This window comes from Caulobacter sp. GW821-FHT10F06 (assembly GCF_058809215.1).
Map to the genome: position 1 here is coordinate 14,295 of NZ_JBXASK010000007.1, position 21,220 is coordinate 35,514.

General features: G+C 68.6%; 16 protein-coding genes. 8 read left to right on the plus strand and 8 right to left on the minus strand.

All coding sequences use genetic code 11. From position 1 onward, the window contains the following. Nucleotides 1-807 carry an RNA methyltransferase gene (locus tag AC1RUS_RS16095; RefSeq protein ID WP_492917597.1) on the minus strand — a complete coding sequence of 269 codons (807 nt, stop codon included), beginning with the start codon at nucleotides 805-807 and terminating at the stop codon, nucleotides 1-3. A 119-nt stretch (nucleotides 808-926) separates the two neighbouring features. Between AC1RUS_RS16095 and bla the strand changes: the two genes are divergently transcribed. Beyond that, a complete protein-coding gene (bla, locus tag AC1RUS_RS16100; protein ID WP_492917598.1) occupies nucleotides 927-1,943 on the plus strand; it encodes a class A beta-lactamase in 1,017 nt (338 codons plus the stop codon). 246 nt (nucleotides 1,944-2,189) lie between these two features. On the opposite strand, the gene AC1RUS_RS16105 is transcribed toward bla, so the two are convergent. Next, complete coding sequence (locus AC1RUS_RS16105; RefSeq protein ID WP_492917863.1) at nucleotides 2,190-4,679, minus strand: ATP-binding protein; 2,490 nt, start codon at nucleotides 4,677-4,679, stop codon at nucleotides 2,190-2,192. 237 nt (nucleotides 4,680-4,916) lie between these two features. Here AC1RUS_RS16105 and AC1RUS_RS16110 point away from each other — a divergent pair, with 237 nt between their 5' ends. After that, nucleotides 4,917-6,128 carry an NADP-dependent isocitrate dehydrogenase gene (locus tag AC1RUS_RS16110; protein ID WP_492917599.1) on the plus strand — a complete coding sequence of 404 codons (1,212 nt, stop codon included), beginning with the start codon at nucleotides 4,917-4,919 and terminating at the stop codon, nucleotides 6,126-6,128. Between the two features lie 162 nt (nucleotides 6,129-6,290). Here AC1RUS_RS16110 and AC1RUS_RS16115 read toward each other — a convergent pair whose 3' ends face one another. Then, on the minus strand, nucleotides 6,291-6,926 hold the full coding sequence (locus tag AC1RUS_RS16115) for an NIPSNAP family protein (protein ID WP_492917600.1): 636 nt from the start codon (nucleotides 6,924-6,926) through the stop codon (nucleotides 6,291-6,293). Nucleotides 6,927-7,124: 198 nt separating this feature from the next. Between AC1RUS_RS16115 and AC1RUS_RS16120 the strand changes: the two genes are divergently transcribed. From AC1RUS_RS16120 to AC1RUS_RS16140, 5 genes are all read left to right on the plus strand, one after another. Beyond that, on the plus strand, nucleotides 7,125-8,303 hold the full coding sequence (locus tag AC1RUS_RS16120) for a GAF domain-containing sensor histidine kinase (RefSeq protein ID WP_492917601.1): 1,179 nt from the start codon (nucleotides 7,125-7,127) through the stop codon (nucleotides 8,301-8,303). Between the two features lie 91 nt (nucleotides 8,304-8,394). Beyond that, nucleotides 8,395-8,967 carry a DUF2939 domain-containing protein gene (locus AC1RUS_RS16125; protein WP_492917602.1) on the plus strand — a complete coding sequence of 191 codons (573 nt, stop codon included), beginning with the start codon at nucleotides 8,395-8,397 and terminating at the stop codon, nucleotides 8,965-8,967. A gap of 181 nt (nucleotides 8,968-9,148) precedes the next feature. Then, nucleotides 9,149-10,642 carry an esterase-like activity of phytase family protein gene (locus AC1RUS_RS16130; RefSeq protein WP_492917603.1) on the plus strand — a complete coding sequence of 498 codons (1,494 nt, stop codon included), beginning with the start codon at nucleotides 9,149-9,151 and terminating at the stop codon, nucleotides 10,640-10,642. A gap of 58 nt (nucleotides 10,643-10,700) precedes the next feature. Beyond that, nucleotides 10,701-11,660 carry an AEC family transporter gene (locus AC1RUS_RS16135; RefSeq protein ID WP_492917604.1) on the plus strand — a complete coding sequence of 320 codons (960 nt, stop codon included), beginning with the start codon at nucleotides 10,701-10,703 and terminating at the stop codon, nucleotides 11,658-11,660. A gap of 23 nt (nucleotides 11,661-11,683) precedes the next feature. Next, a complete protein-coding gene (locus AC1RUS_RS16140) occupies nucleotides 11,684-12,061 on the plus strand; it encodes a VOC family protein (RefSeq protein WP_492917605.1) in 378 nt (125 codons plus the stop codon). A gap of 141 nt (nucleotides 12,062-12,202) precedes the next feature. On the opposite strand, the gene AC1RUS_RS16145 is transcribed toward AC1RUS_RS16140, so the two are convergent. From AC1RUS_RS16145 to AC1RUS_RS16160, 4 genes are all read right to left on the minus strand, one after another. Next, complete coding sequence (locus AC1RUS_RS16145; protein WP_492917606.1) at nucleotides 12,203-12,745, minus strand: hypothetical protein; 543 nt, start codon at nucleotides 12,743-12,745, stop codon at nucleotides 12,203-12,205. Between the two features lie 124 nt (nucleotides 12,746-12,869). Continuing rightward, entirely contained in the window at nucleotides 12,870-15,512 is a 2,643-nt protein-coding gene (alaS, locus tag AC1RUS_RS16150) for an alanine--tRNA ligase (RefSeq protein WP_492917607.1), read from the minus strand. Nucleotides 15,513-15,946: 434 nt separating this feature from the next. After that, nucleotides 15,947-17,017, minus strand: coding sequence for a recombinase RecA (recA, locus tag AC1RUS_RS16155; protein ID WP_492917608.1), 1,071 nt, complete (start codon nucleotides 17,015-17,017; stop codon nucleotides 15,947-15,949). Between the two features lie 259 nt (nucleotides 17,018-17,276). Next, complete coding sequence (locus tag AC1RUS_RS16160; RefSeq protein WP_492917609.1) at nucleotides 17,277-17,960, minus strand: acyltransferase; 684 nt, start codon at nucleotides 17,958-17,960, stop codon at nucleotides 17,277-17,279. Between the two features lie 227 nt (nucleotides 17,961-18,187). Between AC1RUS_RS16160 and AC1RUS_RS16165 the strand changes: the two genes are divergently transcribed. Beyond that, a complete protein-coding gene (locus AC1RUS_RS16165; protein WP_492917610.1) occupies nucleotides 18,188-19,795 on the plus strand; it encodes an EAL domain-containing protein in 1,608 nt (535 codons plus the stop codon). Between the two features lie 167 nt (nucleotides 19,796-19,962). Here AC1RUS_RS16165 and AC1RUS_RS16170 read toward each other — a convergent pair whose 3' ends face one another. After that, complete coding sequence (locus AC1RUS_RS16170) at nucleotides 19,963-20,766, minus strand: phytanoyl-CoA dioxygenase family protein (RefSeq protein WP_492917611.1); 804 nt, start codon at nucleotides 20,764-20,766, stop codon at nucleotides 19,963-19,965. Between the last annotated feature and the right edge of the window lie 454 nt (nucleotides 20,767-21,220).

Sequence of the window (21,220 nt, forward strand, 5' to 3'; positions counted from 1 at the left end):
CTAGCCTTCGCCCTTCTCGGTCTTGGCCTTTTCCGCCAGCTTGGCCAGCACCCGGCCCCGGCCGCGCGACAGGGCGGTGATCACGCCCCGGAAGGTGCGGACCTCCTGCTCGGTCAGGCGGGCCCGGGCCAGCGGCACGCGCAGGTTCCGGACCATCGACGGCTTCTTCTCGGGCGGGTGATAAAAACCGGCCTTCTCCAGCTCGTCCTCGAGCTGGCCATAGAGGCCCAGCAGGGACGCCTGGTCGGCGGGGTCCTCGACGTTCTGCTCGAACTTGACCCACGGCCGGTCGTCGACCGTCATCTTCCATTCGTAGGCGTTGATCGACACGGCCTGGGCCAGGTTCAGCGACCGGAAGCGCTCGTCGATCGGGATGCTGACGATGGCCTGGCACAGGGCGATGTCGTGGGTCTCCAGCCCGGCGCGCTCGCCGCCGAACAGCAGGCCGACCTTGCGGCCCTGGGCGACGTCGTCAGCCAGCTGGCCGGCCGCCTCGCGCGGGGTCAGCACCGGCAGGCGCGTCTCGCGCGGGCGAGCGGTGGTGGCGAACACCAGCTTCAGGTCGGCGATCGCCTCTTCGAGGGTGTCGAACACCTTGGCGTTGTCCAGCGGCCAGGTCGCGCCCGAGGACGAGGGCCAGGCGCGCTCCTGCGGCCAGCCGTCGCGCGGCCGCACCAGGCGCAGGTCGGCGAGGCCGAAATTGGCCATCACGCGGGCCACGGCGCCGATGTTCTCGGCCAGCTGCGGCTCGTTGAGGATCACGCAGGGCGGAAGAGGCGCGGAAGCGGAAGGAGCGGCGTCGTTCATGCCTCCCTTTGCCGCCGCCGGGCGGTCTCGCGCAAGGTCTGAGTCGGCATCGACGGATCAAGTCCGCCTTTTCGGGCCCTCGCGCGTTACGGTCACGTTCGCCCTTACGAGACCGCTCCATGCTCCGTCGCACCGTCCTGCTTTCCGCCGCCGCCCTGCTCGCCGGCTGCCGCGACAAGCCGATGCTGGGCCAGCTGGAGCCGGTGTTCGACGGCAAGGACCTGACCGTCCAGTTCCAGGCCCTGGCCGACAAGGCCGCGCCCGGCGTGCTGGGCGTGGGGCTGCGCGACGTGCAGACCGGCCAGACCGTGGTGTTCAACGGCGACCGCCGCTTCCCCCTGCAGAGTGTGTTCAAGGCTCCGCTGGGCGCGGCCGTGCTGGCCGAGGTCGACGCGGGCCGGCTGAGCCTGGACGAGACGATCACCCTCCGCGACGTCGACCTGTCGCCGCCCTTCAGTCCGGTGGCCGACGCCTGGCCGGGCCGCACCGACTATACGATCGCCGAGCTGCTGGAGCGCGCCAGCGGGGCTAGCGACAACACCGCCGCCGACGTGCTGATGAAGAAGATCGGCGGTCCCGGCGCCGTGACCGCCTGGCTGTCGCTGAAGAACATCCACGAGTTCAACGTCGACCGCTACGAGCGTCAGCTGCAGCCCGACATCGCGGGCATGGCCTCGTTCCGCGAAGCCTGGAAGGGCGAGGCGGCCTATGGCGCCGTCCTGCGATCCATACCGCCGGCTCAGCGGCGCGCGGCGACGGCGGCCTATCTGACCGATCCGCGCGACACCGCTACGCCGGTAGCGGCCCTGGCCTTCCTGGAGGCCCTACGCAGCGGCCAGCTGCTGTCGAAGGCCTCGACCCAGAGGTTGCTGGCGATCATGACCAACACCACGACGGGCCCCAAGCGCCTGAGGGCCGCCCTGCCCGACGGCGCCAGCCTGGCCCACAAGACCGGCTGGGCGCGCACCGACCTGGGCATGAACCCGGCGACCAACGACATCGGGATCTACACGCTGAAAGACGGCCGGCAATTTGCGGTGGCGGTGTTCCTGTCCGGCTCGACGGCGTCGGACGACGACCGCGACGCGATCATCGCCGAGGTCGGGAGGATCGTGCTGAAGGCGGCGAAGGCGTAGTGCGGATCGATATTCAACCGACCCTCCCCAGGCATCCTGGCGAACGTTTGGATCTCTGCGTCACCCAACCAGCATCGTCATTCCGGGCCTTGTGCCCGGAACCCCTCTGTCCGCCGCAGGTGCGGATGGGGCGGCGCGCTGAGCGCGCCGCTGGCGCTTCACCTACAAGCTGAACCAGGGGTTCCGGGCACAAGGCCTGGAATGACGGGATTTATGGGCGGAGGTCGGTGGGCGTGAAATCCGCTTTTAGCCGGCGGCGCTGGCGGGCCCTGCGTCGCGGCCCATCCGGACGCCGGCCAGGGCGATCAGCAGCTGGTCGGGATGCAGCGGTTTGGCCAGGTGCAGGTCGGCGCCCGCCTCGCGCGCCGAGCCGACATGCTCTTCCATGGCGTTGGCGGTCAGCATGATGATCAGCACCGGCGCCAGCGACTTGGCCGCCTCGCGGGCCCGGATCGCACGCGTGGCGGTCAGGCCGTCCATCACCGGCATCTGCATGTCCATCAGGATGGCGTCGAAGGTCTGGCGCTCGACGGCCGCCACGGCGGCGGCGCCGTCCTCGACCATGGTCAGCTCGACGCCAAACGGCTCCAGCACCACCTCCACGACCTTGCGGTTGGTCGGATGGTCCTCGGCGACCAGGACCCGCAGGCCCTGCAGCGAGATCTCGTCCTCGAACCCCGCCTCGACGTCGACCAGGTCGCCCTCGCAGCGCGGCAGCGGCAGCTGAACCGAGAAGGTGGCCCCCGCCCCGACCACGGCCCGCGCGTCGATGCGGCCGCCCATCATCTCGGCCAGGGCGGCCGAGATTGACAGGCCAAGGCCCGTGCCGCCGAACTGGCGGGTGATCGACTGGTCGGCTTGCACGAAGCGCTTGAACAGGCGCTCGCGCACGGTGTCATCGAAGCCGACTCCGGTGTCGGCCACCGTGAACACCAGGAGTTCGTCGCGGCGCTCGACCGCCAGGGTGATCGTGCCCTGGGCGGTGAACTTCACGGCGTTGGCCAGGAGGTTGGACAGGATCTGGCTGATGCGGCCGGCGTCGCCCAGATAGACCCCCGCCGCGTCGGGCGAGACCGTCCAGTTGAAGATCAGGTTCTTGGCCGACGCCGCGGCGGCGTGCAGCTCGGCCATGCCGCGCACCAGGCGCTCCAGGTCGAACGGCGCGGGGGTCAGCTGGAACTGGCCCGCCTCGATCTTGGAGACGTCCAGGATGTCGCCCAGCACCTGCTCCAGCAGGCGTCCCGACGAGGTGACCAGCGCGGCCAGTTCGCGACGGACCTTGGGATCCTCTTCCTCGGCCAGGCGGTCGCCGATGGCGATGACGCCGTTCAGCGGCGTGCGCAGCTCGTGGCTCATATTGGCCAGGAACACCGACTTGGCCTGGTTGGCGCGCTCCAGCTCGGCGGTGCGCTCGGCCACGCGCTCTTCCAGCAGGCGAAGCAGCTCCTCGTTGCCCTGGCGCTGCTGGCGCAGGGTGCGGGCGAAGTCGCCGATCTCGTCCTTGCGGGCCTCGACCGCCATGATCTCCTTGCGGTCGGTGCTTTGCTGGGCCTGGGCCAGGACGCCCAGGGGCCAGGCCACCTCGCGGCTGATCACCCGATACAGCAGCACCAGCTGGATCAGCACGCCCAGCACGCCGAACAAAAGCACCCACGAGGCGGTCTTCAGCGACGACAGCACCAGGTCGTCCGACGGGAAGGTCATCAGGAACCACCAGTTGGGCTCCTTCAGGCGGCCATAGGCGATGATCCGGTCGTTTCGCTTGTCGCGGATGGCCCCGACGTCGCGGCCTTCGGCCTTGATCTGCTGGATCACCTCACGCGCATGGGTCTGACGCTCGGCCTCGCGCAGGCGGCCGACGTCGACCACGCCGTTGCGGGCCAGGCCCTGGGCGGCGATCAGCTCGCCGTCGTCGGCGACGATCAGGTTGCTGCCGCCCGGCAGGGCCTCGGCCACGGCCCGCTCCAGATAGGCGTTGAGCGACAGGCTGGTGCCCCACGCGCCCATGAACTGGTTGTGGAAGTAGTAGGGCGTCACGCAGGCGGCGTTCAGGCCCCGGCCGCTGGGGTCGGAGATCAGGCGGCGCAGCTTGGTGCAGCGCATCGACCGGCCGGGATTGCCCTCCGGCACGGAGATCTGGACCATCTCCTCCTTGGAGATGTCCAGGGTCGGCGGGGCGTCGCGGCGGTAGTACAGCAGCTTGTCCTGCCGCTTGGGGCCGAACATCACCATCCGGGTCTTGGGCGTGAAGAAGTAGAAGTTGTCGTAGTGCTGGATCTCGGTCTCGCCGGTGTTGGCCACGACCTCCATGGCCGAGACGAACAGAGCCTTCTCGCCACGGGTCAGATTGTCGGCCTTGGGCAGGTAGCCGCCGATGCCATAGACGAAGTGCGGCCCCTCGCGGGCCCCGTCGAAGAGTGCGGGCGCCGTGCGACGGGTGCCGTCGCCATGATCCAGATAGAGCCTGGTGAACTCGGTCTGGGCGTCGGCCGCATCACGGCTTTCCAGGCGCATGGTCAGGGCCTGACTGGCCGCGTCGTGCACCTTGACCAGGTCAGAGAACAGTCGATCCTCGGACTTCACCCGCTCGCCGACATATTCGGCCAGGTGGCGCATCTGGGTGTCGGCGGCGCTCTTCTGCACGAAGACGAAGGCCACGGCCGTCGCCACACCGGTCACGGCGATGGACAGCACCGCGACGATCGTCAGCAGCCGCCGGGCCAGCGGCGAGGTCATCTCGGTGTTGGGGCGAAGGCTGATCACGCCTTGTCTGTTCCTTCCACCTCGTTTCGAGGGGCTTAAGCCCATTCCAGAACGCTAAACGGCCCTCGCGGCCCTAGAACTGTCGCCTCGTCCAACCGAGCCGCTTTTCCCTTTACGCGCAACAGTCTATAGCGACCCGGTCCGCGCCGCTCCTGGGCCCTGTGCGCCAAAGAGTCACAGGCGCGCCACCGCCAGAGGAAAGCCCCCGCAATGGCCAAGATCAAAGTCGCCAATCCCGTCGTCGACATGGACGGCGACGAAATGACCCGCATCATCTGGAAGCTCATCAAGGATAAGCTGATCTTCCCGTACCTGGACCTGGAGCTCGACTACTACGACCTGTCGGTCGAGAATCGCGACGCCACCAACGACCAGGTGACCATCGACGCGGCCGAAGCCACCAAGAAGCACGGCGTGGCCGTCAAGTGCGCGACCATCACCCCCGATGAGCAACGCGTCACCGAGTTCAATCTCAAGAAGATGTGGAAGTCGCCCAACGGCACGATCCGCAACATCCTGGGCGGCGTGATCTTCCGCGAGCCGATCATCTGCCAGAACGTGCCGCGCCTGGTGCCGGGCTGGACCCAGCCGATCATCGTCGGCCGTCACGCCTTCGGCGACCAGTACAAGGCCACCGACTTCCTGTTCCCCGGCAAGGGCACCCTGACGATCAAGTTCGTCGGCGAAGACGGCCAGACGATCGAGCACGAAGTGTTCAAGGCTCCGTCCTCGGGCGTCGCCATGGGCATGTACAACCTCGACGATTCGATCCGCGACTTCGCGCACGCCTCGTTCGCCTACGGCCTGAACCGCAACTATCCGGTCTATCTCTCGACGAAGAACACGATCCTCAAGGCCTATGACGGCCGCTTCAAGGATATTTTCCAGGAGATCTTCGACGCCGAATACGCCGACAAGTTCAAGGCCGCCGGCATCCACTACGAGCACCGCCTGATCGACGACATGGTCGCCTCGGCGCTGAAGTGGTCGGGCGGCTATGTCTGGGCCTGCAAGAACTACGACGGCGACGTGCAGTCGGACATCGTCGCCCAGGGCTTCGGTTCGCTGGGCCTGATGACCTCGGTGCTGATGACCCCGGACGGCAAGACGGTGGAAGCCGAAGCCGCCCACGGCACCGTGACCCGTCACTATCGCCAGCATCAGAAGGGCGAGAGCACCTCGACCAACTCGATCGCCTCGATCTTCGCCTGGACCCGTGGCCTGGCCCACCGCGCCAAGCTCGACGACAACCAGGACCTGGCCAACTTCGCCGCCACCCTGGAGAAGGTCTGCGTCGACACCGTCGAGAGCGGCTTCATGACCAAGGATCTGGCCCTGCTGGTCGGCGACAAGCAGTCGTGGCTGACCACCGAAGGCTTCCTCGACAAGATCGACGAGAACCTGAAGAAGGCCATGGCCTAGGACTTGATCCGCCCCCTATGGGGGCGGACGACCGCGAAGCGGTCAGGTGGGGGCAAGGGGTTCGGTTCGCCGAACTCGCCCCCTCCGCGCTTCGCGCTCCTCCCATAGGGGGAAGACGTATCCAACGAACGCCTCTCGGGAAACCGGGAGGCGTTCTGCGTTTCAGCGCACCGCCGAGCGGGCCGTCGGCTCCAGGCGCAGCCGCTGGCGCACCCACGCGCCCGAGGCGCGCACGGCGGCCAGGCAGGCGGCGTGGGCCATGGGGTCGGGGAAACTGGCCAGCCAGACCAGCACCTGCTCGCCTTCGCGCACCGGCAGGCGCGGAAAGGTGTTGGCGGCCGGTTCGGTGACCCACCAGGCCAGGACCTGGGCGCCGGCGCGCTCCAGGTCGGATCGGGTCTCGCGCTCGAAGCGGGCCTCGGCGTCCGGCTCCAGGGCCTGGATGGTGATAGCGATCAGCGCACCGGTCGCCGACGCTGTGACGTTCGCGCCAGGCCGCAGCAGCAGGACGTCATCGCTGTCGATCATGGTGGCGTTGGCGGCCTCGCGATGCGCCGCCCAGGCGGGTCCGCCGTAGAAGGCGGTCAGGGCTTCGCGCCGCTGGTCCATGTCACGAAAGCCGCGCAGCCAGACGAAGCGGTCGGGATGGTCCAGGTCGCGGAACAGGCCGATCAGCGTGATCCCCGCCGCCGTCTGGGTCTCGACGAACTCACGCTCGAACAGCGCGATCAGCGTCTCGCGCTGCTCGGGATGCAGGGTGTACTGACGAAGCTCGACGACTTTGAGGTCCGGGGTCATGGGCGCGCCTCCTGGCGCGGCACGATCTAGCGCGCGCGATGGCCAGAAGCTGTCAGCAAGCCGTACCCGGATCGCGTAAGCCAGCGCCAGGGCAGGCTTGACGAAGCTCTGCCATTTGTCTGGAACCCGACGGACGATTTCGCCCACGCGGGGCATGACAGGCGCGGGACGCGCTGACGACGGAAGGCACTCTCCAGCATGCGCGACCTGATCGCCGCCGATGTGGCCGCCGTTGGCAAGATCGACGTCGTGCCCAAGATCCTGGAAGTGATCTGCCGCACCACGGGCATGGGCTTCGCCGCCGTCGCCCGCGTCACCGAGGACAAGTGGGTGGCCTGCGCCGTGCGCGACGAGATCGCCTTCGGCCTCAAGCCCGGCGGCGAGCTGGAGCTGAAGACCACCATCTGCGACGAGATTCGCGCCAGCGGCGCGGCGGTGGTCATCAACCACGTGGCCCAGGACCCGGCGTTCCGCGACCACCACACCCCGGCCAAGTACGGCTTCCAGAGCTATATCTCGACGCCCATCCATCATGACGGCGCCTTCTTCGGCACCCTGTGCGCCATCGACCCGCGCCCGTTCGACCTGAAGGCCTCCAACGCCCTCGCGACCTTCGAGATCTTCGCCGAACTGATCGGCAGCCATCTGGATGCCCAGCAACGCCTGGAACGCAGCGAGGCGGCCCTGCTGGGCGAGCGCGAGAGCGCCGAGCTGCGCGAGCAGTTCATTGCCGTGCTAGGCCACGACCTGCGCAACCCGCTGGCCGCCATCGCCGGCGGCGCGCGCCTGCTGCGCAAGTCGCCCGAGCCGGACAAGCGCGAGTTCATCCTGGGCCAGATGGAGCACAGCGTCACCCGCATGGCCGGGCTGATCGACGACGTCATGGACTTCGCCCGTGGTCGCCTGGGCGGTGGCCTCGACGTCGACCCGCGTCCCAACGCCCAGATCGAGGAAGCCCTCAACCAGGTGCTGGCCGAGTTCCGCAGCGCCCAGCCGCTACGCGCCGTCCACGCCGAGATGAAGCTGGACCAGCCGGTGGCCTGCGACAGCCGGCGGGTGGCGCAACTGCTGTCGAACCTGGTGGCCAACGCCCTGACCCACGGCGCGCCCGACCAGCCGGTGACGGTGCGGGCCACTACGGCGGACGGCCGCTTCGAGCTGTCGGTGGCCAACGCCGGCGATCCGATCCCGCCCGAGACCGCCAAGCGCCTGTTCCGCCCCTTCACCCGCGCCTCCGACGATCCCCACCAGCAGGGCCTGGGCCTGGGTCTCTACATCGCCACCGAGATCGCCCACGCCCATGCCGGCGCGCTCAGCGTGGCGTCGGATGCGGCCGAGACGCGTTTCACCTTCAGCATGCCGCTGCGCGGCGACTGACCTCTCCGACTTGGTCTCTTTGCGCGCGAACGGCCTTGCGGCGAAGCTGGAAGTACCCCTTCTATGCGACGTTAACCTTTAGGACCCGTCGATGACCTTGCAGAAGCGGATCTGGGACCTGATCGTCCTGGCCATCTTCATCTTCGCGGCGGCCTTCGCCTCGGCGCCCTGGTTCGCGTTCCGGGCCCTGAAGGCGGCGGCCCAGTACGAGGACGTGCAGGCCATCGGCGAGCTGGTCGACTTCCCCGCCGTGCGCCGCAGCCTGACCGGCCAGCTGCACGAAGACGCCCCGGTGGCGGCCGCCGAGCCGCCGTCGATCTGGCGCGATCCGCTGGGCGCCATGCGCCGGGCCATCGAGCCGATCGCCCCGCCCGAACCCCAGGTCGACCGCTACCTGACCATCGCCGGCATCTCGGCCCTGACCCGCGGCTATGCGCCCGGAACCGCGCCGGCCGGCCCCGCGCGCCCCGACACGGCGACCGGGAAGGTCAAGGCCGTGGTCCAGGGCCCCTACCCCACGATCGCCTATTGGGACCCCAACCGCGTCCGCGTGGCCATGAAGCGTCCCGGCGCGCCCGAACGGGTCACGGTGTTCACCTTCCAGCGCAAGGCGCTGTTCACCTGGAAGCTGGTCCACATCCGCCTGCCGCGCGAGGAGCGGTAGGGTCTGTTCGCGGCCCTCGCCCTTCGACAGGCTCAGGGTGGGGACCAAGGCAGGCCTCGGCGGCAGAACCTCATCCTGAGCGTGTCGAAGGACGAGGTTTGCGGCTCCGCGCGCCCGTCGTCACCGCGCTGTCAAACTAGGCTGCTACCGCCCGGACCTGACCTTCCGGAGCGCGCCCTCTATGATCCTCCCTATCCGGGCGCTCGCCGTCGCGGCCCTGCTGGCCAGCACAAGCCCGGCCAATGCTCAGCCTCTGGCCTACCGCACGCCCAACGTCGCTACCGACCCAGGCGCGGTGTCGATCGACTTCGCCGGAACGACCTTCGTCAACCACGGCCTGGTCGGCGCGGGCCAACTGGCGGCCGCCACCCGCGACTTCAAGGGCGACACCCTGGGCTCGTTCTCGTCGATGGCCATCACCGACTGGAAGCGCCTGCCCGACGGGACCTATGCCGGGACCCTGACCACCCTGCCCGATCGCGGCCCCAACGCCGTGGGCTCGATCGTCGGCACCTCGGACTACGCCAACCGCCTGCACCGCTTCGTCCTGACCTTCGCGCCGGCCGGCGACGGCGCAGCCGCGCCGAACCAGGTGAAGCTGACCCCGACGGGCGGCCTCATCCTGAAGGACGCCCAGGGCCGCCCGATGACCGGCCTGGAGCCCACCGATCCGGCCATCGCCGGCCGCACCAGCCTGGACAGCGAAGGCCTGGCCCTGACGGCCGACGGCGGCTTCTACGTCTCCGACGAATATGCGGCGGCGGTCTATCGCTTCGACAAGACCGGCGCGCTGAAGGGCGTGATCCCGCCCGTTCCCGCCCTGGCCCCGACGACCGGCGGCAAGCTGAACATCACCGGCCTCTCCGCCCCCGACACCGGCCGGCGCAATAACCAGGGCCTGGAAGGCGTCAGCCTCATTCCCGGCGGCAAGCGCCTGGCCACCCTGCTGCAGAGCGCGACGGTGCAGGACACCGCGCCCGGCAAGGACGCCGAGCAGACCCGCGCCAACACCCGCCTGTTCGTCTACGACATCGGCAAGACGGCGACCCCGGCCAAGCCGATCGCGGATTATGTCGTCCAGCTGCCGATCGTGCGCGCCAAGGGTGACGGCGGCGGGCCCGACAAGACCGCCGCCCAGTCCGAACTGCTGGCCCTGAACGATCACCAGTTCCTGGTCCTGGCCCGCGACGGCAATGGACGCGGCAATGGCTCGGCCCGCCCGGCGGTCTATCGCAGCGTGCTGCTGATCGACACCGCGGGCGCCACCAACCTAGCCGGCACGGCCTACGAGACCACGACCAAGCCCATCGCCCCGAGCGGCGTGCTGGAGCCCTCGATCACGCCGGTGAAGCAGACCCAGCTGGTCAATATCATCAACCCGGTCCAGCTGGCCCGCCTGGGCCTCAACCTCGACAACGCCGCCACCAACCGCTTCACCCTGCCCGAGAAGCTGGAGGCCCTGGCCGTGGTCCCGGTGCTGGATCCCAAGACGCCGGATGACGTCTTCCTGTTCATCGGCTCGGACAACGACTTCGAGACCCGCGACGGCAGGGTCGGCGGTGTGGCGTTCGACGCCGAGGTCAAGGCGGCCGACGGCTCGCCGGCCGGCGACAACGACAACCTGATCCTGGTCTATCGCCTGACCCTGCCCGGTTGGGGCGCCGCCCACCGCTAGCGAGAGCCTCGACAGGGTGCTATCGGCGAAGCTCACCTCTCCGCCGGAACCGCCGCCCTTGCTCCAGATCGACCTCGTGCTCGGCGTCCTGGCGCGGGTGCTGCCGTTCTTCCTGCTGGTCGGGGCCGGCGTGGCCCTGGTGAGGCTGCGTCTGCTGGACGACGGCATGGCGCGCGGCCTGTCGGCCTATGTGTTCTGGATCGGCTTTCCGGCCCTGCTGATCCACTCGCTGTCGGCGATCGGCGCGCCGGGACCGGCCCTGGCCGTAGGCCTGGCCGCCTTCGCCGGCGCGGCGCTGGCGGTGATGCTGTTGTTGCTCGTGCTGGGGCTGACCCTGGGCTGGACCCGCGAGGAGCGGGCCGGCGCGGCCCTGGCCGGCGGCCTGGGCAACAGCGCGTTCCTGGGCTTGCCTGTCGCGGCCGCCGTGCTGGGTCCCGAGGCCGCACGGCTGGCCGCCGGGGTCGTGGCGGTGGACTTCGTGCTGGTGGCCGCCACCGGCATCGCCCTGCTGGGCTGGGCCTCGGGGCGGTCGATCCCCCGCTCGGTCGTCCAGGCGCTGAGCAACCCCATCGTCGCCGCGTCGCTGATCGGCGTCTTCCTGGCGCTGTTCAGCCTGAAACTGCCCAGCCTGCTGGACCGCGCCGTCAGCGCCGCCGCCGCTTCGGGCAGCCCCGTGGCCCTGGTCGCGCTGGGCGCGGCCCTGGCCTTGCGCGATCCGGACGCCGCCGCTGCGCCGCGCTCGGGGCCGGTGATCGCCGCGTCGGTCGCCAAGCTGGTCGCCCTGCCGATCCTGACCTGGCTGTTGGTCGGCTTAACCGAAGCGCCGCTGGCCTTCCGGCTGGGCGCGACCTTGCTGGCCGCCACGCCGACCGCGGTCAATGTCTTCATCCAGACCCGGACCCTGGGCGTCTTCGCGCGCGGCGGAGCACGGACCGTGGCCCTGACCACGGCCTTGTCCGCCCTGACCCTGTCGGTCGTCGCGCTGCTGCTGACACATGCTGGCGCCGCGCCTGGCTAAGCTCTCCGGCAGGAGGACTTCCCATGATCAGCTACATCACCATCGGCGCCAGCGACATCGATCGCGCCGGCGCCTTCTATGACGCGGCGCTGGGCGCGCTGGGCAGCAAGCGGCTGTGGCGACAGGGCGACTGGATCGGCTATGGTCCCGACGAGGACCACGCCACGGTGATGATCTGCGCGCCCGAGAACGGCCTGCCCGCCAAGGCCGGCAACGGGATCATGGTCGGGCTGAAGGCCGAGACCCCCGAGCAGGTCGACGCCTTCCACGCCGCCGCCATGGCCCACGGCGGCGAATGCGCCGGCCCGCCCGGACCGCGCCCGGCCTATGGCGAGGGCTATTACCTGGCCTATGTGCGCGACCCGGACGGCAACAAGCTGTCGGCCTTCCTGAAGGGCTGATCGACGTCTGGCGTCGTGCGGGGTCCTCGTCCTTCGACAGGCTCAGGATGAGGACCATTTGACCGCTGTTCAGTAGAGAACCTCATCCTGAGCTTGTCGAAGGACGAGGGTCTCGGCTCCGCTGCCCCAGCGATCCCCGTCCTACTGCGCCCGCGCGGCGTACCTCTGGCCCGTCATCAGGTTGGAGGTCGGCGCGCCGCCGGGCGGACCCTGGTCGCCGCCCCGCCAGCCTGTCGGACACTCGCCCAGGCGGCGATAGCGGCGTGCCTGAACCACCTTGCCGCCGGCCGCCTGCAACGGCTGCAGGGCGAAGCGCACCGTGAAGTCGCCGACGGCCTGGCGGGTTATCGACAGGTAGCGGCCATAGCGCAGGCCGCCGGCCTGGCAGCGGGCGACGTGTTCGGCGGCTGTGTCTGTCGCCGGGTCGCCATAGGGCACGCAGGGCTGGCCGTTGATGTTGGGCTCGATCCGGGTGAACGACCCGACCAGCTCCGGGTTGGCGCAGATGTCGACGGCGCCCGTCCGGCCGCCGGAATCCTCGACCACCTCGGCCCTCCAAAGGGCCGAGGGCGCGATGCCGCCGTACTCCCGGCGCGCTTCGTGTTGCCCGCAGGCGGCGAGCGCGAGCAACAGGCTGGCGGCGACCACCGCCTTGGCCCAGGACCGATGGCTGCTGGTCGACATGCGCCCTCCGATGAAATTACGTTCGTAACTCGATAAGAAGAGCGATCGCCTCCGTCGTCAAGCGCGCACAGAAAAGGGGACGCCTCACAGCGTCCCCTTCGGGTTTCGAAGCTGGCCGTGAAGCCTACCCCGCCATAGCCGCCTTGATGGCGTCCAGGCCGTCCTGGGCCTTGGTCGCATCGGGCGCGCCGCCCTGGGCGAAGTCGGCCTTGCCGCCCGCGCCCTGACCGCCCATGGCCAGCACGGCGGCCTTGGCGAGGTCGGCGGCGCTGAACTTGCCGGTCAGGTCGGCGGTGACCGCCACCGTCACGGCGGCCTTGCCGTCGCTGGTGCCGACCAGGGCGACGACGCCGCTGGTCAGCTGCTTCTTGAACTCCTCGGCCACGCCGCGCAGCTCCTTGCCGCCGACGCCGTCCAGGATCTTGCCGATCAGGGCCGTGCCGTTGACGTCCTCCGGACCCGAGGCCGCGCCGCCGCCGCCCAGGGCCAGTTGCTTCTTGGCCTCGGCCAGCTGCTTTTCCAGCGACTTGCGCTCGGCGATCAGGGCCTCGACGCGGGAGCCGACCTCGCTGACTGGGGTCTTGAACTGCTCGGCCAGGGCCTTGGCGACGCCGGCCTGGTCCAGCAGGAAGCGGCGGGCCGCCTCGCCGGTCAGGGCCTCGATGCGGCGCACGCCGGCGGCCACGCCCTGCTCGGAGACGATCTTGAACAGCGCGATATCGCCGGTGCGGGCCACGTGGGTGCCGCCGCACAGCTCGACCGAATAGGCCTTGCCGGCGTCGGTCAGCGACTTGCCCAGGGTCAGCACCCGGACGCTGTCGCCATACTTCTCGCCGAACAGCGCGATGGCGCCGGCCTCGATGGCCTCCTGCGGGGCCATTTCCTTGGTCTCGGCCGGGACGTTCTGGCGGATGACCTCGTTGACCTCGGCCTCGATGCGCTCGATCTCGTCGGGCGACAGCGGACCGCCGTGACTGAAGTCGAAGCGCATGCGGTCGCCGTCGACCATCTGGCCCTTCTGGGCGACGTGCGGGCCCAGCACATGGTGCAGGGCGGCATGCACCAGGTGGGCGGCCGAGTGGTTGGCGCGGGTGGTGGTGCGCTTGGCGGCGTCGACGCTGACCACGACGCTGTCGCCGACCTTCAGGTCGCCGGCCAGTTCGACCTTGTGGACATAGAGCTCGCCGGCCTGCTTCTGGGTGTCGAGCACCGCGCTCTCGCGGCCGTTGGCCTCGAGGACGCCGGTGTCGCCGGCCTGGCCGCCGCTCTCGGCGTAGAAGCTGGTGCGGTCCAGCAGGACCTCGACGGTCAGGCCGGCCGTGGCCGACTCGACCTCGGTTCCGTCGACGACGATGGCCTTCACGACGCCCGTGGTCTCGGTGGTCTCGTAGCCCACGAAGTCGGTGGCGCCGGCCTTTTCCTTGATCGAGAACCAGGCCGCGGCCGCGCCCTGCTGGCCCGAACCGGCCCAGTTGGCGCGCGCCATGGTGCGCTGACGGTCCATGGCCACGTCGAAGCCGTCGGTGTCGACCGTGATGCCCTTGGCGCGCACGGCGTCCTGGGTCAGGTCCAGCGGGAAGCCGTAGGTGTCGTAGAGCTTGAAGGCCGTCTCGCCGTCCAGCACGCCGCCCGAGGACAGGTTGGCGGTGGCCTCATCCAGCAGGCCCATGCCGCGGCCCAGGGTGACGCGGAAGCGCTCTTCCTCCTGACGCAGGGTCTCGACGATCGAGGCCTCGGCGCGGCGCAGTTCCGGATAGGCCTGGCCCATCTCGGCCACCAGGGTCGGGGCCAGGCGGTGCATCAGGGGCTCGTTCGCGCCCAGCAGATAGGCGTGGCGCATGGCCCGGCGCATGATCCGGCGCAGCACGTAGCCACGGCCTTCGTTCGACGGCGTGACGCCGTCGGCCAGCAGGAACGAAGACGAGCGCAGGTGGTCGGCGATCACCCGGTGCGACGGGGCCTGGGCGCCCTCGGCCTTGACGCCGGTCAGCTCGACGCTGGCGGCGATCAGGGTCTTGAAGAGGTCGATGTCGTAGTTGTCGTGCACGCCCTGCAGGACGGCGGCGACCCGCTCAAGGCCCATGCCGGTGTCGATCGAGGGCTTGGGCAGCGAGACGCGCTCGCCGCCGGCCAGCTGCTCGAACTGCATGAAGACCAGATTCCAGATCTCGATGAAGCGGTCGCCGTCTTCATCCGGGCTGCCCGGAGGGCCGCCGGGGATGCCCTCGCCGTGGTCGAAGAAGATTTCCGAGCACGGGCCGCAGGGGCCGGTGTCGCCCATGGACCAGAAGTTGTCGCTGGTCGGGATGCGGATGATGCGGTCGTCGCCGAGGCCGGCGATCTTCTTCCACAGGTCGGCCGCCTCGTCGTCGGTGTGGTAGACCGTAACCAGCAGCTTGTCCTTGGGCAGGGCGAAGTCGCGGGTCAGCAGGGTCCAGGCGTGGGTGATCGCCTGTTCCTTGAAGTAGTCGCCGAACGAGAAGTTGCCCAGCATCTCGAAGAAGGTGTGGTGGCGGGCGGTGTAGCCGACATTGTCGAGGTCGTTGTGCTTGCCGCCGGCGCGGACGCACTTCTGCGAGCTGACCGCGCGCGGATGCGGCGGGGTCTCGGCGCCCGTGAAGACGTTCTTGAACGGCACCATGCCCGCATTGACGAACAGCAGGGTCGGATCGTTCTGCGGCACCAGCGGCGCGGACGGCGTGATCGCGTGATCGGCCTTGCCGAAATAGTCGAGGAAGGCGCCGCGGATCTCGTTCAGCTTAGGCATGGGTGTCTCGAGGTCTTTAACAGGTCCGGCTGTCCGGAGTTGGCGCTGCATAGCGCGGTTTTCGGCGGAGTGGAAACCACGTTGGATGTGGGGGCTGGGCGCAAGCGGATAAAGGGCGGTTGATCCTCCCCCTGAAGGGGGAGGTGGTTGCGTAGCGACCGGAGGGGGAAGCGCCGCACGCTTGCAATTTCCCTCTCCGTCGGCTGCGCCGACACCTCTCCCGTCAGGGAGAGGATATTCGCGCCGCGCCCTTTCCCCTCCGGCCCTGCGGGCCGCCTCCCCCTTCAGGGGGAGGATGAACGAAAACGGACGCCTGGCATGGGGTCCAGGCGTCCGGGGGATCGCGGCCGTCGCGGCGGGGTCGCTGCGGGCTTTAGATAGGCGGGAGTCGCCCGCAGCTGTGCGAGAGGCCGCGAAACCTCTGAGGCGACGGACTATTCGTCGTCGCCATCCTCGGGACCGCCGACCAGCAGTTCTTCCTCGATCTTCTGGGAAGACTTGCGGACCGCCATTTCGATCTCGTTGGCCAGGTCCTTGTTGGCCTTCAGGAACTCGCGGACGTTGTCGCGACCCTGGCCGATGCGCTGGCTGTTGTAGGAGAACCACGAGCCGGCCTTGTCGATCACCCCGGCCTTGACGCCCAGGTCGATGATCTCGCCCAGCTTGGAGATGCCCTCGCCGTACATGATGTCGAACTCGACCTCGCGGAACGGCGGGGCCACCTTGTTCTTGACCACCTTCACGCGGACGTTGTTGCCGATGATCTCGTCGCGGTTCTTGACCGAACCGGTGCGGCGGATGTCCAGGCGCACTGAGGCGTAGAACTTCAGGGCGTTGCCGCCCGTCGTGGTTTCCGGGCTGCCGTACATCACGCCGATCTTGTGACGGATCTGGTTGATGAAGATGACGATGGTGTTGGTCTTGTTGATCGAGCCGGTCAGCTTGCGCAGGGCCTGGCTCATCAGGCGGGCTTGAAGGCCCGGCAGGCTGTCGCCCATCTCGCCTTCGATTTCGGCCTTCGGCGTCAGGGCCGCGACCGAGTCGACGACCACGATGTCGACGGCGCCCGAGCGCACCAGGGTGTCGGTGATCTCGAGGGCCTGTTCGCCGTTGTCGGGCTGCGAGACCAGCAGGTTGTCGAGATTGACGCCCAGCTTGAACGCGTAGGACGGGTCCAGGGCGTGTTCGGCGTCGACGAAGGCGGCGGTGCCGCCGGCCTTCTGGACCTCGGCCACCACGTGCAGGGCCAGGGTGGTCTTGCCCGAGCTTTCCGGACCATAGACCTCGATCACCCGGCCCTTGGGCAGGCCGCCGATGCCCAGGGCGATGTCCAGGCCGAGCGAGCCGGTGGAGACCGACTCCATCTCGACCTTGCCCTTGTCGCCCAGCTTCATCACCGAGCCCTTGCCGAACGCCCGGTCGATCTGAGCCAGCGCGGCCTCGAGCGCGCGTTGCTTGTCGCCGTCTTCCTTGCCCACGAGTTTCAAAGCCGCCTGATTGCTCATTGGAGATGCGCCCTTATTCCATGATTCCGCCCGACCAAGCCGGGCTTCGCGTTTCGCGCGCCCAACGATCCGAGGAACACCCAAAGACGTACCGCCTTTGTTCCGTGTTCGCAAGATGTTCTTTTCGGCGAGCGAGGTTGATCCGTCGCCGGTTCGGGGAGGTTGGACACGCGCCGCGCCGCCCTGTTCCGGTGACTCCCTATGTGACGGCGGCCTACGACAGTTTCGGTCGCATCCAGAAGTCGGAGATCAAGGAGGCTCAGGCGCGGCCCAGCAGGCCCTTCAACGACCGCCGGGCGCGCGACAGGATTCGCCTCGCCAGGCTGGGCGGCGGCGACGGACGCGGCAGCGGCGAGACGACGTCGCCGAAATTGCGCGACCAGAGAATGTCGCGGCGCGTCACCCGAGCCGGCGAGCCCAGCGCGACCACGTGGGCCGGGATCTCGCCCGACACCAGGGCGCCGGCCCCGATCACGCTGCCCGAGCCGATCCGCGCGCCCTTGAGGATCACCACGCCGCGCCCGATCCACACATGGTCGCCGATGTGGATGGAGCGAGCCGGATTGATCCGCTCGCAGGTGAAGCCGTCATAGATCGGATGCATGTCGCTGACGTCCATATGGATGTCGGTCGAGAACAGGCAGTCCTTGCCGATGACGATCTCGGCGGCCTCGTGCATCGTCAGGGCCACGGTGTTGAAGGTGGTGGTCTGGCCGATGCGCACCACCGCGCCCTCGCCCCGCACGATGTGGATCAGGCCTGCCAGCTGGCAGTCGTCCTCGATCTCGACCAGGCAGCCCGAGCCGCGGATGATGATGTCGATGTCCAGGACCACGTTGCGGCCGACGCGCAGCACGTTGCGCTGGCCCTCGACGATGATCCGTCCCCGCGCCTCGCTATGGAGGTCCACGATCGCGTCATCGGCGACGAATTCGACGGCCATCGGCGCCCACGCATTTCCCGGGCCGGCGCGCCGCCAGCGATACCCGACCGTTCTCAGAGGAAAGCCAACGCGCGTCAAGATCGCCGTGCCGGCGGCCTTTCAAAGCCCTTGCGGCCCTGATCCCCGAAGCGGGTAGCGCGACAGGACGCCGCAGGCGACGGCCCTGCGGCGAAAGGGGTCTTTAAGACGCGCGTGAGACGGTTCGCCCACCTTGGGGGACTATAGCCTTGTCCATCGATCCGCGCCGTCTTCTGGGCCTGGCGTTCGCCAGCGCCGATCTGTTGCTCGAGATCGAGAACGGTCAGGTGATCCTGGCCCTCGGCGCGGCCCAGAGAATGATGGGCCAGGACGAGCGCACGCTGATGGGGCGCGCATGGCGTGACCTGTTCACCGCCGCCGACCGTCCGCTGATCGATTCCGTGATGACCGCCCTGACCGATGGCTTCCGCCGCGGCCCCCTCACCGTGCGCATGGCCGGCGAGCCGGCGCGCCATGTCAGCCTGACCTTGCGGGCCCTGCCCGAGAACGGCGGCCGGGTTTCGGTGTCGGTCACCGCCGCCCTCGCTCCGGCCGGCGGCCTGGACGCCTCGGGCCTGCGCTCCCGCGAGAACTTCGAGGACATCGCTCGCGGCCTGTTCGAGGCCGCCCGCGTCACCGGCCTGGAGCTGGAGCTGGCGATGGTCGACTTCGCCGGCCTGGATTCGCTGCGCGAGCAGCTGTCGGCGCGCGAGGCCCACGCCCTCGACATCAAGCTGGCCGGCGCGGTGCGGGCCGAGTCCCACGCCGGCGGCATGGCCACCCAGCTGTCGCCCGAGCGCTACGCGCTGGTGCGCACCAAGTCCGACCATCCCGACGACATGGCCCAGCGCCTGACCAAGGCCACGACCCTGGAAGCCAGCGCCCACGTCGTGCCGCTGGACGGCGGCGTCGCCCCGGCGCGCGGCCTGAAGGCCCTGCGCTACGCCCTAGACGACTTCCTGCGCGAGGGCCTGAAGGACACCCCGCCGATGACCCTGTCGGAGGCGATGAACCGCTCGGTGCAGCGCACCCTGGCCCGCGCCGGCGCCCTGGGCGCGGCCGTCAGCCAGCGCCGCTTCACCCTGGCCTTCCAGCCGGTGGTCAACCTGTCGACGGGCGTCGCCCATCACCATGAGACCCTGGTGCGCTTCGAGGACGGCGGCAGCCCCTTCGCCCTGATCCGCATGGCCGAGGAGTTCGATCTGATCGAGGAGCTCGACCACGCTATCGTCGAGCAGGCCGTCAAGCGCATCGCCCAGGACCGCACCAATGAGCTGAAGCTGGCCGTCAACGTCTCGGGCCGCACGATCGTCAACGAGGGCTTCGTCGACCACGTCACCCGCACGCTGAAGGACCATCCCAGCGCCAGGAACCGGCTGATCTTCGAGATCACCGAGACCGCCGCCATCGACGACCTGCCCCGCGCCAACCGCCACATCCAGGGCCTGCGCGAGATGGGCTCCCTGGTCTGCCTGGACGACTTCGGCTCGGGCTCGGCCTCGTTCGCCTATCTGCAGGAACTGACGCTGGACATCGTCAAGATCGACGGCCGCTACGTGCGCGAACTGGCCGCCAACGGCCGCGACGGCGCCATGGTGCGCCGCTTGGTCGAGCTGTGCAGAGACCTGAAGATCCGCACCGTCGCCGAAATGGTCGAGACGGTCGAGGTCGAGGACGTGGTGCGCAAGGCCGGCGTCGACTTCGCCCAGGGCTGGCTGTTCGGCAAGCCGGCCGACACCCCGCAACCGGCCCTGAAGCCCGCCGCAGCCATCAAGCCCCTGGCGCGCCGCGCCGGGGCCTCGGAGAGCTGGGGGTAGTCTTATCGTCCTTTTCCCTTTGCGGGAGACGGTGTCGGCCAAAAGGGTGACGGATACACAGTTACCGATAAAGCTGATCGCCGTCGTCGAAAGCGGACATGCCGAAGGTCTGTTCGAGGTGGAAAGCGGTCATCGGGACCGGCCCGGCAAAGCCGGTCCCTTTGTCCTCAGATCACCGAGCCGAGAGCTTGTCGAATAGCAATTTCGACGGCCGAGTAATCACCGTCGCTCCGTTCCAGGCGCAATGGCTGCTTCGGGAGCAACGGCGGTTGAGCGAGGAACCGGGGCGTTATTCCGTGATGCGCCTGGGCTGCATGAACAAGAAACGGGTGGCAGAGGAAGACTGTGCCCGCTGGACCCGTAGCGACGGCCGTAGCTTGCGGATGCATCTGGTCAATGACCGGCGTGAGTTGCCTGAGCGTCATCCCCTGCTCCCCTGCGTCCGCAAGGGCGCGGGCGATGGCGCGATGAGAGCCGGCCATCAGTCGCGTCGGCGCGTCGTCGGGTCCAACGTCGGAGAACAGGAATAGCATGAGCAGCGCCCGTCCCTTGGACGTGACGTTGACCCTCCAATCCATGAAGTCGGGTTGATCCCACGCAAAGCTCGCATCGATGTGCCAACCCGCATCTCCGGCGTCCTCGGTCGATGGGAAGCGCACTGGAAAGGTCCCCATCGCTCCGCAGGGTAACCAACGTCCAATTCCAACTAGCTGATCGTAAGCAGCGCGAAGCGCAGCGGTGTTGGCGGCCTCTACGAACGGCGATTGGCTATACATGCCGAGCCTGACGACTGGCTTTGTCCAAGATGCGCGGTCGGTTGGGTCGAAGCCAGTGTCTTTCCATAAAACGTCGCGCGCTTGGCTTGCTAGATCCTGGGAAAACGCCTCATCCAACCGGACGAAGCCGTGTTCGATAAAGTCATGGATCTGGGCGGCGTTCAGCGCGCGGCGTTCGTTGCCGTGGTTGGCCATGGAGGGTCCTATCGCATTTGGCGCGGCGACTCTCGGGTCGACGCGTGATCTTTTCTTTCAGGGGTTGAGCGTCGCGCCACAGGCGCGGGCTTCAAGCCAGGAAGAAGACCGAGGCGATATTCATCATCATGCTGCGACCATACGCGAGAGGTCCGGGCCAGCCAAGGCGACAACTGAACCCCGCTAACGTCCGCAACGGGTCGGTTTGGGAAGTTCTCCGCACTTCGAATAAACCTCCGTCATTCCGGGCCTTGTGCCCGGAACCCCTCGTTCAGCTTGCACGTGAAGCGCCAGCGGCGTGCTGAGCACGCCGCCCCTCCCGCACCTGCGGTGGACAGAGGGGTCCCGGGCACAAGGCCCGGGATGAGGGGATTATTGGATCGCCTTGGGCCGCTTCCCACCCCGAACAGACCCCCGGCATGCCCGCTTTGCGCGCTGGATAAACGCCTTGTCG

Bases quoted from the DNA above. Each gene is read 5' to 3' on its own strand.
- AC1RUS_RS16095 (WP_492917597.1), bottom strand. From the start codon at position 807: ATGAACGACGCCGCTCCTTCCGCTTCCGCGCCTCTTCCGCCCTGCGTG.
- bla (WP_492917598.1), top strand. From the start codon at position 927: ATGCTCCGTCGCACCGTCCTGCTTTCCGCCGCCGCCCTGCTCGCCGGC.
- AC1RUS_RS16105 (WP_492917863.1), bottom strand. From the start codon at position 4,679: ATGACCTCGCCGCTGGCCCGGCGGCTGCTGACGATCGTCGCGGTGCTG.
- AC1RUS_RS16110 (WP_492917599.1), top strand. From the start codon at position 4,917: ATGGCCAAGATCAAAGTCGCCAATCCCGTCGTCGACATGGACGGCGAC.
- AC1RUS_RS16115 (WP_492917600.1), bottom strand. From the start codon at position 6,926: ATGACCCCGGACCTCAAAGTCGTCGAGCTTCGTCAGTACACCCTGCAT.
- AC1RUS_RS16120 (WP_492917601.1), top strand. From the start codon at position 7,125: ATGCGCGACCTGATCGCCGCCGATGTGGCCGCCGTTGGCAAGATCGAC.
- AC1RUS_RS16125 (WP_492917602.1), top strand. From the start codon at position 8,395: ATGACCTTGCAGAAGCGGATCTGGGACCTGATCGTCCTGGCCATCTTC.
- AC1RUS_RS16130 (WP_492917603.1), top strand. From the start codon at position 9,149: ATGATCCTCCCTATCCGGGCGCTCGCCGTCGCGGCCCTGCTGGCCAGC.
- AC1RUS_RS16140 (WP_492917605.1), top strand. From the start codon at position 11,684: ATGATCAGCTACATCACCATCGGCGCCAGCGACATCGATCGCGCCGGC.
- AC1RUS_RS16145 (WP_492917606.1), bottom strand. From the start codon at position 12,745: ATGTCGACCAGCAGCCATCGGTCCTGGGCCAAGGCGGTGGTCGCCGCC.
- alaS (WP_492917607.1), bottom strand. From the start codon at position 15,512: ATGCCTAAGCTGAACGAGATCCGCGGCGCCTTCCTCGACTATTTCGGC.
- recA (WP_492917608.1), bottom strand. From the start codon at position 17,017: ATGAGCAATCAGGCGGCTTTGAAACTCGTGGGCAAGGAAGACGGCGAC.
- AC1RUS_RS16160 (WP_492917609.1), bottom strand. From the start codon at position 17,960: ATGGCCGTCGAATTCGTCGCCGATGACGCGATCGTGGACCTCCATAGC.
- AC1RUS_RS16170 (WP_492917611.1), bottom strand. From the start codon at position 20,766: ATGGCCAACCACGGCAACGAACGCCGCGCGCTGAACGCCGCCCAGATC.